This is a genomic window from Aeromonas sp. Prich7-2, from assembly GCF_017939255.1.
Lineage (GTDB): Bacteria > Pseudomonadota > Gammaproteobacteria > Enterobacterales > Aeromonadaceae > Aeromonas > Aeromonas caviae.
The window spans coordinates 1-15,394 of record NZ_JAGKRI010000157.1 but is presented as its reverse complement, the minus strand read 5'-3'; the positions used below and the strand labels follow the sequence as shown (position 1 = coordinate 15,394).

Annotated in this window: 14 protein-coding genes and 2 pseudogenes; 7 read left to right on the top strand and 9 right to left on the bottom strand. The window is 59.6% G+C overall.

Translation table 11 applies throughout. The features are described 5' to 3' along the window. Positions 1 to 110 precede the first annotated feature (110 nt). The 4 genes from J9892_RS19280 to J9892_RS19265 form a co-directional block, all read right to left on the bottom strand. A complete protein-coding gene (locus tag J9892_RS19280; protein ID WP_210538731.1) occupies positions 111 to 356 on the bottom strand; it encodes a hypothetical protein in 246 nt (81 codons plus the stop codon). Further along, entirely contained in the window at positions 356 to 2,803 is a 2,448-nt protein-coding gene (locus J9892_RS19275; RefSeq protein ID WP_210538730.1) for a type I restriction-modification system subunit M, read from the bottom strand. The genes J9892_RS19280 and J9892_RS19275 overlap by 1 nt, the downstream gene beginning before the upstream one ends. A gap of 185 nt (positions 2,804 to 2,988) precedes the next feature. After that, a complete protein-coding gene (locus tag J9892_RS19270; protein ID WP_103829201.1) occupies positions 2,989 to 3,435 on the bottom strand; it encodes a hypothetical protein in 447 nt (148 codons plus the stop codon). Between the two features lie 146 nt (positions 3,436 to 3,581). Next, a complete protein-coding gene (locus J9892_RS19265) occupies positions 3,582 to 3,770 on the bottom strand; it encodes a DUF3283 family protein (protein WP_021138010.1) in 189 nt (62 codons plus the stop codon). Between the two features lie 115 nt (positions 3,771 to 3,885). Between J9892_RS19265 and umuD the strand changes: the two genes are divergently transcribed. The 3 genes from umuD to J9892_RS25205 all read left to right on the top strand — a co-directional run bounded on the left by umuD (position 3,886) and on the right by J9892_RS25205 (position 7,632). After that, entirely contained in the window at positions 3,886 to 4,329 is a 444-nt protein-coding gene (gene umuD, locus J9892_RS19260) for a translesion error-prone DNA polymerase V autoproteolytic subunit (RefSeq protein WP_201939228.1), read from the top strand. Continuing rightward, positions 4,310 to 5,569: a translesion error-prone DNA polymerase V subunit UmuC gene (gene umuC, locus J9892_RS19255; RefSeq protein ID WP_210538729.1), complete on the top strand. Its 1,260-nt coding sequence runs from the start codon at positions 4,310 to 4,312 to the stop codon at positions 5,567 to 5,569. Before umuD ends, umuC begins: the two co-directional genes overlap by 20 nt. Positions 5,570 to 5,946: 377 nt before the next feature. Beyond that, positions 5,947 to 7,632 (top strand): site-specific integrase, encoded by a 1,686-nt coding sequence (locus tag J9892_RS25205; RefSeq protein WP_210538728.1) that lies wholly within the window; start codon positions 5,947 to 5,949, stop codon positions 7,630 to 7,632. On the opposite strand, the pseudogene J9892_RS19245 reads toward J9892_RS25205, so the two are convergent. The 3 genes and pseudogenes from J9892_RS19245 to J9892_RS19235 form a co-directional block, all read right to left on the bottom strand. Continuing rightward, positions 7,591 to 8,180: pseudogene (locus tag J9892_RS19245) on the bottom strand (transposase); the annotation flags it as partial. The gene J9892_RS25205 and the pseudogene J9892_RS19245 sit on opposite strands and share 42 nt — an antisense overlap. A gap of 77 nt (positions 8,181 to 8,257) precedes the next feature. After that, a pseudogene (locus J9892_RS19240) lies at positions 8,258 to 9,088 on the bottom strand (IS1595 family transposase); the annotation flags it as partial. 131 nt (positions 9,089 to 9,219) lie between these two features. Next, positions 9,220 to 9,660 (bottom strand): GNAT family N-acetyltransferase, encoded by a 441-nt coding sequence (locus J9892_RS19235; protein ID WP_042880882.1) that lies wholly within the window; start codon positions 9,658 to 9,660, stop codon positions 9,220 to 9,222. A gap of 182 nt (positions 9,661 to 9,842) precedes the next feature. On the opposite strand from J9892_RS19235, the gene J9892_RS19230 reads away from it, so the two are divergent. Continuing rightward, positions 9,843 to 10,343 (top strand): SRPBCC domain-containing protein, encoded by a 501-nt coding sequence (locus J9892_RS19230; protein ID WP_010673967.1) that lies wholly within the window; start codon positions 9,843 to 9,845, stop codon positions 10,341 to 10,343. 72 nt (positions 10,344 to 10,415) lie between these two features. Here J9892_RS19230 and J9892_RS19225 read toward each other — a convergent pair whose 3' ends face one another. Both J9892_RS19225 and J9892_RS19220 read right to left on the bottom strand, forming a co-directional pair. Further along, on the bottom strand, positions 10,416 to 10,922 hold the full coding sequence (locus tag J9892_RS19225; protein ID WP_052815855.1) for an N-acetyltransferase: 507 nt from the start codon (positions 10,920 to 10,922) through the stop codon (positions 10,416 to 10,418). A gap of 152 nt (positions 10,923 to 11,074) precedes the next feature. Beyond that, on the bottom strand, positions 11,075 to 12,265 hold the full coding sequence (locus J9892_RS19220; RefSeq protein WP_113979094.1) for a GNAT family N-acetyltransferase: 1,191 nt from the start codon (positions 12,263 to 12,265) through the stop codon (positions 11,075 to 11,077). Positions 12,266 to 12,526: 261 nt separating this feature from the next. Between J9892_RS19220 and J9892_RS19215 the strand changes: the two genes are divergently transcribed. Genes J9892_RS19215 through J9892_RS19205 form a run of 3 tightly spaced genes read left to right on the top strand, consistent with a single transcriptional unit; the run spans position 12,527 to position 14,972 of the window. Further along, positions 12,527 to 13,345 (top strand): DUF3100 domain-containing protein, encoded by an 819-nt coding sequence (locus tag J9892_RS19215; protein WP_010673963.1) that lies wholly within the window; start codon positions 12,527 to 12,529, stop codon positions 13,343 to 13,345. Beyond that, a complete protein-coding gene (locus tag J9892_RS19210; protein WP_042016367.1) occupies positions 13,342 to 13,791 on the top strand; it encodes a hypothetical protein in 450 nt (149 codons plus the stop codon). Before J9892_RS19215 ends, J9892_RS19210 begins: the two co-directional genes overlap by 4 nt. Beyond that, complete coding sequence (locus J9892_RS19205; RefSeq protein ID WP_113979096.1) at positions 13,791 to 14,972, top strand: M20 family metallopeptidase; 1,182 nt, start codon at positions 13,791 to 13,793, stop codon at positions 14,970 to 14,972. Before J9892_RS19210 ends, J9892_RS19205 begins: the two co-directional genes overlap by 1 nt. Positions 14,973 to 15,394: the final 422 nt, after the last annotated feature.

Genomic DNA, 15,394 nt, shown 5'->3' with positions numbered 1-15,394 from the left:
AGAAGTTGCTTGAGGTACTGGGTTGCATTGATAATAGTCATGGCTTCGGGCGTGTCGGTTTTTTTTTGCGATTAAATCAGATCACAAACGAAGCCTTTTTTCTATCTATTTCAATTGGTTGTAGCTAAAGATCCTGTACATGATGCCAGTCTGCCATTTTGAACATTTGAAGACCGCAATACTAATACACCATCATCAGAAACATTTTTTGGGCTATATGTAAGACCAATCAAAGACTGGCCAATATCACCCAAGCAAACGACCCCCCAATCCTCCGGAATAACCCCCACTTCGGTCTGCTTATAGCCTGCCGGGATCGCCTTGCCTGCGGTCTCTTGCATTATCTGCTCTGCCATTATGCCCACTCCAGCCCCATGCTCTTCAGATGTGCGGCCACCTTGGCCTCCAGATCTGCGACCTGCAGGGTCAGTTGCGGCAGGGTAGCGCTATAGCGCTCCTCCAACTCTTTGACGCGGTTGGCCAGTTGCTGGGTGATGCGCTCAATCTCCGCCTCGATGGCGGCCTGCAAGCTGGCGCGCCACTTATCCTCCACCAGCAGTTGCTTAATCTCACTCTCCTGAAGCTTGGGGTAACGGGCAACCACAGCCCGATCCAGCGCCTCTTGCGCTTCTTTTACCGCCTTTTTAGCCTGACTTTCGGCTTCGAACAGCTTGATCGCGGTTTTTAGCGCCGCCTTTTCATCGGCATCGCTGGCTTGCTTGAGCCGCGCCTTCAGGCTGGCGGCGTTGATCTTGCCTGCGTCGTTGGCGGCGTCACTCAGCAGCCCCTCCTCGCCACTCTGCTCTTCCAGATAGCTCTCCAGATGTTGGCTGGCCTCATCCGCGGCGGCCTGCAAGGCGTCGATGGCGGCCTGCTCGTCGCTAAAGAAGCGGGCCACCAGCAGCGCCGGTGGCAGCAGCTCGGCCTTGTACTTGGCGCGGCCAAGCACCAGATCCGGCGTCTCTTTAAGCTTTTCGCCCTTGTCGACCTTAAGCTCGCGCAGCACCTTGCCCGCCGCCCAGCCATCCTGGCAGAGCACATAGACATCGTCCTGCATCACGGCATGCCAGTAATCCAGCAGCAGTTGGTAGATATCGTAGTTATCCAGCAGCGGCAGCGGCGCATAGGCGGCGAGCAGCGATTCGCTGATCTCCTCGATCAATGCCTTGGGCGATTCACCAGGCTTTATCTCCGCCAGGTGGCACTCGGTAAACCAGCGCGAGAAGGGTTCGAGTGAAGCAGAGGCAAAACGGACAAACTCGGGGTGCGCCAGTATGGTGCCCTTGACCTTGGCGGCCACCACCAGAGCATGGCTATAACCCGCATGGGCCGGGGCAAACAGATCGGCCCGCAGGGTCGGGAACACCTGCCAGTAAGCGCCCAGGGCGTCGATATCCCGATTGGGAATGCCACCTTTGAGGTGGGCGGCCAGATCGTGCAGATCTTCAGGCTCGCTGGCATCGATATAGCGCGGAATATTCAGGTTGTAGTCGTTGGCGGCGATCTCGGAGAGCGGCACGGCGCGGCTGTAACGGGGAATTACCTGCTCGCGGGTAAAGGTATCGACAATCTTGTGGATGTCCTGCTCGCGCAGCCGGTTCTTGTTGCCATCTTTGATAAAGCCTTTACTGGCATCGATCATAAACAGGCGCTGGCTGGTATAGCCGTTGGCCTGGATGGCGCGCTGGTGCGCCGTCTCTTTGTCGATGACGATGATGCAGGCCGGAATGCCGGTGCCGTAGAAGAGGTTGGCAGGCAGGCCGATGATGCCCTTGATAAAGCCCTGTTTGAGCAGATTCTCGCGGATGCGCGCCTCGGCATTGCCACGGAACAGCACGCCGTGGGGCAAGATCACCGCCCCCTTGCCACGGCTGTTGAGGCTCTTGATGATGTGCAGCAAGAAGGCGTAATCGCCGTTTTTCTCCGGCGGTACCCCCCAGACAAAGCGGCCAAACTCATCGTGCTCAGCATCCAGGCCGCTGGTCCAGTTCTTGTTGGAAAAGGGCGGGTTGGCGACGGCAAAGTCGAAGCACTTGAGCTGGTTGTTGCCCTCCTTCCACTGGGGCGCGGCCAGGGTATTGCCCTTCCAGATCTTGGCGGTCGGATTGTCGTGCAGGATCATGTTCATGCGCGCCAAGGCGCTGGTGGCGTTATCCATCTCCTGACCGTAGATGGTGAGCCCCTTGGGTCCCGCCTCGTCACTGGCCTTGAGCAGCAAGGAGCCGGAGCCGCAGGTAGGGTCGTAGACGGTGGCATCTTGCGGCGTCTGGCGGCTGATGCCGATCACCTTGGCCAGAATGCGCGACACCTCGGCCGGGGTATAGAACTGGCCCTTGGACTTGCCCGATTCGGTGGCGAAGTGGCGCATCAGGTATTCGTAGGCATCGCCTAACAGATCATCGCCCTCGGTGCGGTTGGCGGAGAGATCCAGCCCCTCGAAGATGCCGATCAGCTTGGTCAGGCGGTCGATCATCTCCTTGCCCTTGCCTAGCTTGTCTTCATCGTTGAAGTCGGCGATGTCGATCACGCCTTTGAGATCATTGGCTTCGGCCAGCGCCGAGATGGTGAGGTTGATCGCCTCGCCGATATTCTTGTCGCCCTTGAGCGCCACCATGTCGTCAAAGCTGGCCCCTTGCGGCACCTCAATCATGGCGTAGGGGTTGCCCTTGGCCTTGTCGGAAACGTACTTCACAAACAGCAGGGTCAGCACATAGTCCTTGTACTGGGAGGCGTCCATGCCGCCGCGCAGTTCATCGCAACTGGCCCACAGGGAGGAGTAGAGTTCGTTTTTCTTGATAGCCATGGAAAGGGTTCCAATAAGAGTCAGTTTGCGCCAAGGGCGCATGGAAAACGAAAAGAGGCGATTGTTTGCACCCATACGGGTGAGCACGCCAGAGATTGCCAACGAGTTTACCCACTTGACCCCGTGGCAACCATGGTGGATATCACATCAGTGACGGATAGGCAGATCGTTTGCTGCAAAAGCCATCATTTGCCTTCCAGCAAGGCCGGCGGTGTGCTCTCGCCACGGCATTTGAGTTGCCCCAGCGCGTTGGTTCGACAAACGGTGCCATCAGATGCACGCAACTGACCAAGCGCATCTTCACGCCATGTCACCCGTTCACCGGTTTTGGCATTGCTGCCGCGAATATTGCCCAGCGCGTCTTGCCGATAGGTAGTACCATCGCTCCCCTTAAGATTGCCGGGCGCATCCTTACGCCAGGTCGTTCCGGTTCCCGAGTCTTTGATGTTGCCAAGCGCATCCTCACGTAAGGTGCCCTGCTTGCCATCGTCACATTGATAGCGGGTATGGCCCAATGCATCTTTTCGATAGGTGCAGTCGGCTGCAAACACGACTTGCGGCGTTAGGCTCAGCAGCAGTGCGGCCAGCGACCACTGGCGTGTCGCTAGCCAAAAGCCGGGTTGGTGACTCATTGCATCTCTCCTCTGACGTGAACTCGATTGACTATACCGGGCCAGCCGCTCAGCTTCGATACTGAGGTTTTTAACATGTCGTGTTTTCAGGCGGATGCGTGATGGCAAGACGTCCACTGAGGCGCGTTCAGTCCAGCTTGAGATAATTAACCTCGTTTGTATTTACCCACTTGCTCAAGAAAGTAGCTGCCCAGCTCACCCTTATGCTGGCTTGCTTCGCTTTCTGCGCTGGCCAAGTGACCGTTGCGCTCTTTCCATACGGCATATGCGGCAGCCTTCTCGACCTCGACCCGTTCTTGCTGCTCTTTCGGTAGGGCACACAGATTGTGACTCATACTGATCTCTTTGTTATTTGTTGGCGCCATGGTACGCCATCAGTGGCATGCGGGACTTGCGCTGGTTCAAAGGTGGCGCGCTATAATGGCTGTATATAAATACAGGTGTTTTGCCATGAAGCTGTTAACCCCAGACCCATCACCCGCCGAGGTGACCATCCCGCTGTTCTTGCACCGCGCCTCTTGTGGCTTTCCCAGCCCAGCCAGCGACTATCTGGAAGGGAAGTTGGACCTCAACACCCACTGCGTGCCGCACCCTGCAGCAACCTTCTATCTGCGTGCCGAGGGGGAGAGCATGACCGGGGTCGGCATCTTTCCCGGTGACTTGCTGGTGGTCGATAAGAGCCTCACCCCTCGCCATGGTGATGTGGTGATTGCACTACTCGATGGCGGCTTCACGGTAAAGACCTTGCAGCTCAAGCCGAGGTTGCGGCTGTTGCCAGCCAATCCGGCGTTCACGCCTATCGACCCTTGTATGAGCCTCTCCCTGGAGTTGTTCGGAGTGGTCACCCATGTGATTGGCAATCTGAGGCAGCGTGATGGCTATAGCGCTCGTTGATGTAAACAACTTCTACGCCAGCTGTGAGCGGTTGTTTCGCCCTGAGCTGCGTGGCCGCCCGATCGTGGTGCTCTCCAACAACGATGGATGCGTGGTGTCGCGCAGCCCCGAAGCCAAGGCGATGGGTATCAAGATGGCCGGGCCCTACTTCAAGATCCGCGAGCAGTTCGAGGCGCATGGCGGTGTGGCATTCAGCTCCAACTACGCGCTCTATGGAGACATGTCTGGCAGGGTGATGAACACGTTGGAGACCATGTCCCCCGAGCTGGAGGTCTACTCCATTGATGAAGCATTCCTGTCACTGTCGGAGTCGTTTGCCGGGGACCTGACGGCCTATGGGCAACAGATCCGGCAGCGAGTGTGGCAGTGGACCGGCCTCACGGTAGGGGTTGGGATCGGCCCCACCAAGACCCTCGCCAAGCTGGCCAACTATGCAGCCAAGAAGTGGCCTGCCACGGGCGGCGTCGTGGACTTGCGTGACGAGCTGCGCCGCGCCCGGCTGATGGCCATCACCCCGGTGGATGAGGTGTGGGGCATAGGACGACGCTTGGGGGCCAAGTTGGTGGCACAAGGCATCAACACCGTTGCTGACCTGGTGGCTAGCGACGCCAAAGGGTTACGCGCTCAATACGGCGTGGTGGTCGAGCGGATCGTACAGGAGCTGCGTGGCCTGCCTTGCGCTGAGTTGGCCGTTGAGCCGGTGGCGAAGCAGCAGATCCTCTCGAGCCGTTCCTTTGGGGAGCGGATCACCGACCGAGGTGCCATGGCCCAGGCATTGGCAGGCTTTATGGCGCGCGCCGCCGAGAAGCTGCGGGCCGAGGGGATGTGTTGCCAACGGGTACACCTGTTCGTGCGGACCAGCCCCTTTGACGAACGAGCCCCTTACTACAGTGAACAGGCTGGCGTTCGGCTGGTTAGCCCTAGCGATGATACCCGGCTGCTGCTGCATCAGGTAGAGGTGTTGCTAGCGCGAGTGTGGCGTGACGGCCACCGCTATCAGAAAGGCGGGGTGATGTTGAGCGAGTTCACCCCCAAGGAGCAGCAGCAGGCCGATCTGTTTGCCCCGCCGTCTACTCAATCGGATGCGTTGATGGCCGTGATGGATCAGATCAAAGCCAAGGGGTTGGGACGGGTAGGCTTTGCCAGCCAAGGCACGGGGTCGCCTGAGTGGATGATGCGCCAAGAGCACCTGAGCCCCTGTTACACCACCCGCTGGGAGGACCTGCCGGTGGCGAGGTAACTACCGCCTGCAGGCTCGCCAGATAGGCAAATTTTGGACGGGGAATTTTTTTCCAAACGAGGAGCTGATACAACAGAGATTGCCACCTCTAGCAAGAGTTAGTTACCTTTTGAGGAAGGTGAGAGTTAACATTTCCTCCACGGCCAATTAACCACATATGACCATTCCAGCCCAGATAACACTATGTTATTGCAGAAGTTCTGATGTTAGGCATACGGTTAGGCATATTAAAATTTTCTGAATTGGCGATTTTTATTTTAAATCAATAAATTAACCATCCAGTTCAACCTCCCCCAGCCCACCACCTTCTAAAGCCCTGATTCGTCAGGGCTTTTTCTTTATGGCTGGTCAGGGAGTGACACACTGAGGTGTCACATATGCTCTATCCCGGTCTCATCAAAAACCGCTGTGGTGTCTACTGCTACCGCCTGATCTTCCCCCCTTCCCTCCGCCAGTACGGCGCTCCTCGTGAGACCCGTTTCTCACTTGGCACAAAAAGTCGCGCTAAAACGGGAGAATTGTGGATCCATGCTTTCCAACTTGGCAGGCTCCTGCTCGACGAATTATTGGCATTAGTTCAGGAAGTCGATCAGGAAGTAGACATGGCTGAAATCTCAGAAATCATGAAGGCGAAGATCGCCGCAAAAAGAGAGCAAATCCGGCTCGGGGAACAGTTGGCCGCACTGCAAGATGAGATTAACGAGCAGCGCCTTGAAGCACTACGCTCCCGCAAAGAGCTGGCGGCAGCTCAGGCAGTGACTCAGAAGGCGAAGGAACTGGCCCGTACTGCGGTTGGCATTGCCCAACGGACACAAGGCCAGCTCATTGAAGCCCGGCGGACGGCGGACGCTCTCGCCACATTGCCAACAACGATCAACGCCAAGCCTTTACCCGTCGGTAGTGCCTTGGTTGCCCCTTATGCGCCCGGTCAATCGTTGGAATGGCTGGTGGCCCGATTCAACGAGCACAGCGAACATGTGGAGAAGCTCAAACCCAAGACCCTGAGCCAGCGCAAAAGCAATCTTGCGCGTTTTCTCGATGTTCTCGGCCCGCTGAACAGCGCGGCGCTTGTTGCTGCCGATATTACCCACTATCGAGAGGTTATCCGCACGATCCCTAAGAATCTCCCGAAATTGTCAATCTGGAAAGAGCGCCCTGAGGATCCCTTGCTGCGGCGTAACTGGTATCTGGGCTTAGGCAAGCAGGGCCTGCCATCCCTGTCCGAGCAGGGACAGATGACCCACTTCCATGACGTTAAACCCTTTCTTAAATGGCTTAAGGCTGAGCGGTATGTCGCCGAGGATTTCAGCGACATGCTGACACCCATCAAGAACGATGCCGACTATGAAGAAGGCGGACAACCCTTCACTCAGGAACAACTGGGGAAACTAGTTAATAGACTCTGGCTAGCCGACAGTAGGCTTCCCTACGAACAGCCGAAAGACTGGCATTTCTGGGCTCCATTGCTGGGACTGACTACCGGGATGCGCGGCGATGAAATTGGCAGCCTCACTGTGGCCCATGTCATTGATGTAGGAGGCATAGTCATGCTCAACGTGCCGGGCTCTAAGACCCCTAACGCCGAGCGCCTGATACCGCTCCCGGATGTAGCTTTGAATGCGGGTTTTATGCAGTTGGTGGAATGGGCGCGGATGTCTAGTGACGACGCGCGACTGTTCCCGGACTGGGCGCTTGGCGGCGACTCAGAGGCACCAAACTACTCACACAAGCTGGGCAAGTGGTTCAACCATTACAAGGGAACCGGGTTGTTGGCAAAGCTGGACATTTGGCAAACCGATCATCAAGTCTGCTTTCACAGCCTGCGGCATACCTTCGCCACATGCGCCCACCATGCAGACTCCGACCTGAAACAGATACAGATGATCTTGGGACACGGCTCCGATTTGCGGAAAACCTACGGCTTGCCAGCCCCTAGGGATTTAGGCGCGACGGTGGACTATATCAAGCCAAATGTCAGTTATAGCCCACGGATGCAAGAGGCTTGTGCAACGCTGCGCAACGTCAACCACAGGTTGTTCTGTTGCCTCAGACTGACGCCGTAACAGCGCCCAGACCCGGCGATAGCCATAGGAGGGAAGCTCTGCCATCGCCTCCATGATACGGCCAAGTAAGGCTGCATCATCACGCTGGCGATGATGACGACCATCTTGCCAACCCGGTTTTCGATGAACACGAACGGATAGCTGCGCACGCGATACATTAAGAGCCTGGCTCACAGCACTTAATCGTCGTCCCCCGGCAACAAGGGCGCATGCGCAATCCATTTTTTTGCTCGACCATACTCCACGGCTTCTTTGAGGATCTCGTTCTCCATGGTCTTCTTCCTGAGCAGACGCTGAAGCTCTCGGATCTGCTTGATGGCAGCAGCCAACTCGGAAGCAGGAACAACATCCTCACCGGCGGTGATCGCCGTGAGAGACCCTTCTTGGAATTGCTTACGCCATTTGAAAAGCTGGTTTGCGTTGACGTCGTGCAAGCGAGCAACATGAGAGACGGTCATCCCGGGCTCAAAGGTCTGCTGCACGATGGCGATCTTTTCTTGTGGAGTCCGGCGTCGACGGCGCTCGGCCCCTGTTAACACTTCGACCATCTTCTCGTTGTGACTAGTACTGAACATAGCTCCAAGTTAAGAGGGGCGAAGTGTCTGGATCTTCAAGGGGCCAATCTACCATGGAATCGTTCCATCCACTCCTTCAACCGCCGGTGATATCCGTTCACATGCTGGATGTGGTATGCCCCAATGACTCGCTCACCTCGACGGTTGTACACCACCTGATGTGTTATGCCCCGCGCTTGGCTGAAACTGGCATACACCCCTGCACCATCACTGCAGAGCACTGCATCGGGCGCGATGAGTGGCTGCAACACCGCTTTCACCGTCTGCGCATCCAGCCTTTCCAGCTGAAAGTCGGCTTGATGGCCCGCCCTGTCCTGCACCACCATCACCGGGATATAATCCCGCCCGGTCCCCCGGGTACGCCCTTTCCCGCCACGATGTCTTGCCGGACGAGGCAACCCTCGCTGCCCCTTGAACGATTCGAGGAAGAAGGTTTCATCCACTTCCACAATGCCTTCTTCCCGTGTTGCCTGGTGGTTTGCCATCGCCTTCAGGAAGCGGTGACGCCACAAGAAGGCGGTGTTCTTGCAAACACCGCAGCGGACGGCGGCCTGGCGGACAGTGAGCCCGTCGATGAGAGCCTGGGCGTAGTCCTCCCAATGCTCAGCCTTACGTAATCTGGCCAAAGGCGTCTTGGTGAGGAGGGAGCTGGTTCGCCGACACTGCTTACAACGGTAACGACGCAGCCCACGGCTCCAGCCCCAGGGGGCCAGCTGGGTGGCATCCGCCTGGCAGTGGGGACAGCCGCAGCATGTGGGTAACTGGGCATGGAGGGACGTAATCGGGTGTGGAGCGGCGAGCTCATGCTGAGCGACACGGCGCTGACGCAGAGTAAGTAATGGAAAGAGGGACAACAGGTGTTGGAAGGCTGGCGTATCCATGATGAAGGTCCTCGCGGTGATGACCTACTTCCAGATTAGCCTTCCAACACATAATTGGGACAGCGCCTTTTTTATGCCCTGCCAGGGCTGGAGATCAATGTGCGGTGCGGTTGCCGCAGTCTGCCAGCGGCTTATTCCCCTGCGGCATCGGGCGTCAACACCAGCCTGCGCCAGGGGCCCGTGATGTCGCAATGACCCGTCTCTTCGGTGTTCTCCCAGCCCAGGCGATGATAGAAAGCCATCGCCGTGGTGTTGCGCATGGCCACCTTGAGGGAGGCCGGGGAGGGGTATCCGGCCAAGCCGGCGGCAAGCAAGGCCCGCCCCATGCCCTGCCCGTGCCAGTCCGCCACCACGTAGAGATGATGCACGAAGCTCTCGGCCCCCCAGATGGAGACGAATCCGCACGGGCTGCCCCCTTTCTCCGCCACCCAGATCTCCTCGCCCCGGGTCTGCTCGGCAAAATCCTCGAGCCGGAACAGGGCGGGATCAACCCAATGGAAGGCCTGGCGCCTTCCCTTGAGGAAGAGCTGCGCCAGCATGGGCTCGTCAGCTTCCGTCATCATTCTGATCATGACACCATCCTTGCGTTGCGTGCTTGTCGCTTCCCACTCTCGATGGATCCCGCCGTGCTGTCAAATCGGCAATGTGGACCCTCTTGAATACGTAACCGTGTGACACAGGGCTGCCTATTTTATCGCCTCAGGGGCTATACTGCCGAGGTCCCGTCCATGACTGGTTTGAGGTTCACTGATTTATGGATAACAAGCAAATTGAAGGCAGTATTCTGGTACCCGCCCACATTGACGATGTCTGGCGGGCCTGGACCACGGAGAGCGGGCTGCGCAGTTTTCTGGCGCCGGAGTGCCTCATGGTCCCGGAACCCAACGGACCGTTCGAGATCTATTTCAGACCCGATGCTCCCCTCGGCGAGCGTGGCAGCGAAGGGTGCCGGGTGATGGCGGTCATGCCCCATGATCTGCTCAGCTTCAGCTGGAATTTCCCTCCCCAGTTTCCCCACATTCGTCAGCAGAAGACCCAGGTCAGCCTGCGCTTCGTGCCGGAGGGCCAGGGCACCCGGCTCCACTTCCTGCAGACCGGCTGGGCGCAGGATCCGGATTGGGACCAGGGTTATGCCTACTTCCGGGAGGAGTGGCTGGAACTGAGTCTGCCAAGGCTTCAGTACCGTTTCACCCACGGCCCCATCGACTGGAACAACCCGCCGGGCAAGCAGCAGCTGAAATCCCTGGCCCAGTGACGTCCATTCAAGCGATGGACATGGCACGAAAAAGGACCCGCTCAGGGTCCTTTTTCGTGGATAGGCAGGCGGTCACTCCACCGGCTCTTCATCGAACAGGGGGTGATAGAGCACCTCGCCCCTTACCCCGTCGAGCCCGCCGGGTTGCAACTCCATCGCCATGAAACACTCCGTCGACACCTCGTAGATGCAGTGCAGGCCGAAGTCGCTGGCAGGCCGAAAGCCGAAACGGGCGTAGTAGGCAGGATCCCCGAGCACCACCACCGCCTTCCAGTCCATCTCCAGTGCCGTGTCCAGCCCTTCCCGCACCAGATCCGAGCCAATGCCCTGCCCCTGCCAGTCGGGATGCACGGCCACGGGTGCCAGTCCCAGCCAGGGCCCTTCCTGTCCCTCAATGGTGATCGGGCTCAGCATCAGGTGCCCCATGAACTCGTACTCTTCCTCCTCGACCATGGTGACCACGGCGGCCCCACATTCTCGCAGGCGGTTGACCAGTTCGGCCTCGTCGGGACGACCAAAGGCGGCACTCACCAGCTCATAGACTGGCAGCATGTCGCCGGGACGCTCGGTTCTCAACATACAGCGTTACTCCTCGTACAGCAGGGCGGCCATTATTCCACAGAAGTGGGGCGCCACTTCACTGCCTTTGTCTGAAAATGGGAGGACGGACTCAGGAAAACGCCTGACAAACCCCGCACCAGGCTTCGCGATGACCGCCCTTGCGCAAGCCATCAGCGTCCGTCGTCAGGCTGTCGCAATCGCCGCAGATAGGCGAGGCCCAGATCCCCGCACTCCTTGAGGAGGGCGCCACCCCCATGGGCCTGCACCCCGGGCGCCTCTGGCGCCAGCATGGCCTGGGGATAGCGCCGCACCGTCAGCCCGCTGAGTGTCTGCTCGTCCTTTGTCACCTCCCCCACCATGAAGAGCGCCACCCCCTCACCGTGCAGTATGGCCACGACCACCTCCTCGTCATCCAGCCAGGGGGCCAGCACCTCTTTGCGTGCATCCGTCAGGCGCGCCGGGCGATCCAGCCGCCAGTGATCGAGCACGAGGGCGCCATCGGCCGGATCTGGCCGACGCCCGTCATGGTGCATGCCAGTCTTTTCCATCACCCGGCCTGAGGCGAGGTTGCCCGGCATGTGGCGGGCGGTGAGGGCAGGCAGGTGCCACTGCTCGAAGGCAAACGCCCTGACCAGGCTCGCGGCCCGGGTGGCCAGCCCCCTGTTCTGCCAGGGCACGCCGACCCACCATGCCAGCTCCCCGTGCCAGTGCAGGGAGAGGGTGCCGACCAGGGGAGCGGGCTCGTCTTCACGCCCCTGGGGCAGAGTCAGGGCCCAGGTGCATCCCAGCCCGAGAGCAGCCTTGCGCCCGCTCAGGGCAAGCCAGTCCCGCGCCGCCTCCGGCGAATAGGGGTGGGGGACGTTGAGGGTATAGCGGGCGAGCGCCGCATCCGAACAATAACGCAGGATGGCGCTCTCATCGCCGGGCAGCAGGGGGCGCAGCACCAGCGCGTCCTGCCCGCCAGGCTCGCGCAGCACCGGGGTCATCAGGCGGCGGGCAAGCAGGCGTTGCAGGGCAACCCCGAGGTCGTCATCGGCACCGAGGCGGTGATCCGCCCCCGCGGGCCCCAGGGTGAGCAGGCCGCTCTCTCTGGCCAGGGTCAGCAGGGAGCCGGAGGCAGCGATCAGGATCTGCCGGTCCGGCTGTGTCGCCATCAGCGGGGAGGCGGCCTCCCCCAGCCAGGCGGCAAGCAGGTCGCGGGCAAGGAGAATGCCATCTGGCGGGCTGACCGACCAGGGTGCCATCTCCCTCGCCTCCCCTTTGCCAAGCAGCAGCCACCAGCGGTTTCCCTGGTGCTGCCAGGCCTGCAACGCCGCTTGCCAGGAGGGGCGCCAGAGCGCCCCCTCGATCAACAGATCCATTCCTTCCCCCATATCCGCCCCCCGTATCAGGCACCGGGTGCCCGGGCGGCACCACACTCCTGTCTGAGGCAGCATAAGCCGCTGCCAATGAGTTGTTAAACCATATGTTTACCATGGTTAAACGGCATACCCCATGAAAAAATGCCATATGGCTGACTTGATGGCGGTCACATTCCTTCCCCTCTTCGCTTCCTATCATGCCCCCATCATGGCGCGACCAAAGACGCCCATGAAGGACAACGGATAACAAGAGAACACACTATGCAGCCAACCAGCCCACTCAAAACGGTAGTAGTCAGTACCCTGGCGACCGCCCTGCTGATCTTCGTGGCCCAATCCCTCATCGGGAAGCAGGAGATCAGACTCGGCATCGCCATCATCCCCATCCTGCCCATGCTCTTTGCCGTCATCATCGGCATGATCGTCTCCGCCAAGCCCGTCAAGGATCGCATTCCCGGCTGGAAGAGGCTCTTCACCGAGCGAGAAGAGGGCTTCTGCGGCAAGATGGTGGGTTTCAGCCTGCTGATCCTCGGGACCCAGTATGCGGGGATGATCATCCCCAACCTCAAGATGATCCTGAGCGTCGGCGTACCGCTCTTCCTGCAAGAGATAGGCAACCTCCTGCCCATCCTCATCGCCATTCCACTGGCGGTGAAATTCGGCTTTGGCCGCCGCGCCATCGGGGCCTGCTCCTCCATCAGCCGTGAACCCTCGGTCGCGGTGATCCAGGGCAAGTTCGGCACCGGCTCCCAGGAGTACATCGGCGTGCTCGCCATCTACCTGTGCGGCTCCGTCATCGGCACCCTCTGGTTCAGCGTGCTTGGCAGCATTGCCCCCCTCACGGGGCTGCATCCCCTGGCCCTGGCCGCCGGTTCCGGCGTGGGATCCGGCTCCATGCTGAGCGCCGCCTCCGGTGCCCTCATCAACGGCCTCGACGAGGCGATGGCCCAGCAGGTGCTCAGCATCGCCGCCGCCTCGAATCTGCTCTCGTCGGCCCTGGGGGCGCTCTCCCTCACCTATCTGGGTCTGCCGCTCGCTGAAAAAATCTATGCCCTGACCGCCAAAGGAGAGAAAGCATGAAAAGCATCGTGATGGATATGCGCTTCGTCTTCCTGGCGATCCTGCTGGCCATGTTCACCCAGACCCTGACCTCGGGCCTGCCGCTGTGGCAGATGGGGGACAGCTTCGTCGCCATGTCCCTGGTGGTGTTCGCCTCCCTGGTGACCAAGCGCTATCTGCCCTCCTCCCTGCCGGCCTTTGCCTATGCCACCATCATCGGCATTCTCATCTGCCTGCCGGAGACGCCGGTGCGCGGCCTCTTCATCGATGCCGTGGCCAAGATCTCCTTCCTCTCCTGCTGCGTGCCGCTCCTGGCCTTCGCGGGCCTCTCGGTGGGCGGTCAGCTGGAGGAGCTCAAGAAGATGTCGTGGAAAGTGATCCTCATCTTCATGATCGTCTCCACCTGCTGCTTCTTTGGCGCCTCCCTGGTTGCCCAGCTCGGTTTCTCCATTCAAGGGATCATCTGATGAACCACTACCATATCGAACCTGACCTGTTGGCCCTGCGCGACTTCAGCTACGAAGTGCGCCACCACCTGCACCGCATCCCGGAATACTCCGGGGCCGAGTTCAAGACCTCTGCCTACTGCCGTGGGTTGATGGAAGAGTTCGGCTACAGGATCACCCTGTATCCCGGCTTCACCGGTTTTCACGGGGATCTGGCGGTCGACCCTGCCCTGCCCACCATTGCCTTTCGTGCCGACATGGATGGCCTGGAGATGCACGACATGAGCGAGGTGGCGTTCAAATCCACCCATGAGGGGATGGCCCACAACTGCGGCCACGACTCCCACATGGCGATCGCTCTGACCGCCGCCAGGTTTCTGGCCGCCAACCGCGATCGCCTGCGATACAACGTCCGCTTCATCTTCCAGATGGCGGAAGAGGACATGCGCGTCCCCGGTGCCGAAAAGATGGTGGAGCTTGGTTGCATGAAGGGGGTGGACGAGGTCTATGCCCTGCACAACGACGGCGCCATGGAGACGGGCACCATCAAGTTCAACCAGGGGGTCATGTCCTCCTGGGGGTCTGCCTGGACGCTCGATGTGCACGGCATCTCCGCCCACGGCTCCACCCCCCACAAGGGGCTGGATGCCATCCGGGAGGCGGTGCGGATCATCGAGGATATGGACTACATCGTCGCCAAGCGCACCAGCCCGTTCAGCCCGGCGGTCTTTGGTTGCGGCATGATCAACGGCGGCACCATTCCCAACGCCATCGCCGATCATGTGCAGGCCCGTGGCACCATCCGCGCCATGGACGCCGAAACCGACCAGATCCTGAAAAACAGCTTCAGGGACATCATCGCCCAGAGCGAGCTGCGCGGCTTCAAGACCACCATGGTCCATGCCGGCTACCCGGCAGTGGAGAACCACCCCCAGGCCTGCGAGCGCCTGCAACAAGCCGCCTCGGAGGTGTTGTCCAGCGACGGGATCAACGCAAAGGGCCAACCCATGACCGGCAGCGAGGACTTCAGCTACATGATCAACGCCACGCCAAGCCGCATGGGGGCCATGTTCTTCCTCGGCAGCGGCAATCAGGCCAAGGGGATCTGCAACTACCTGCACGCGAACCCCTATTACCTGGACGACGACTGCCTGCTGGTGGGAGCCCAGATCTTCGTCAATCTGGCGACCAGGGTCGACTGACGGGCCAGGGGGATCTGCCACTACCAGCACCACGTCAATCCCCTACTACCCGGATGATGACTGCCTGCTGATCGGTGCCCAGACCTTCGTCAATCTGGCGACCCGACCCCCTAAGCAGCAAGGGGACTGCCGCACCCCGAGGCCATGCTGGATGATGGCGAACTGCGGCTCGGCACCCGGAGCGCCGTCAATATGGTGACCACGATAGCCGGGAGAGAGGGATCACCGGGAAAAGGCAGCGCAGGACACCACTTATCACAAAAAAGAGAGGCCATTGGCCTAATGCCGATCAGTTAAGGATCCATTGACCGATCCTCAGGCTGTGTAAGAATCCGAAACTCCTTGTTGGGTTTCGGATTTTTTTATGCGTATCGACCAAGCTCTCGACTTCATTCACGCCTGTCCTCCCGGAAAGTTTGAGT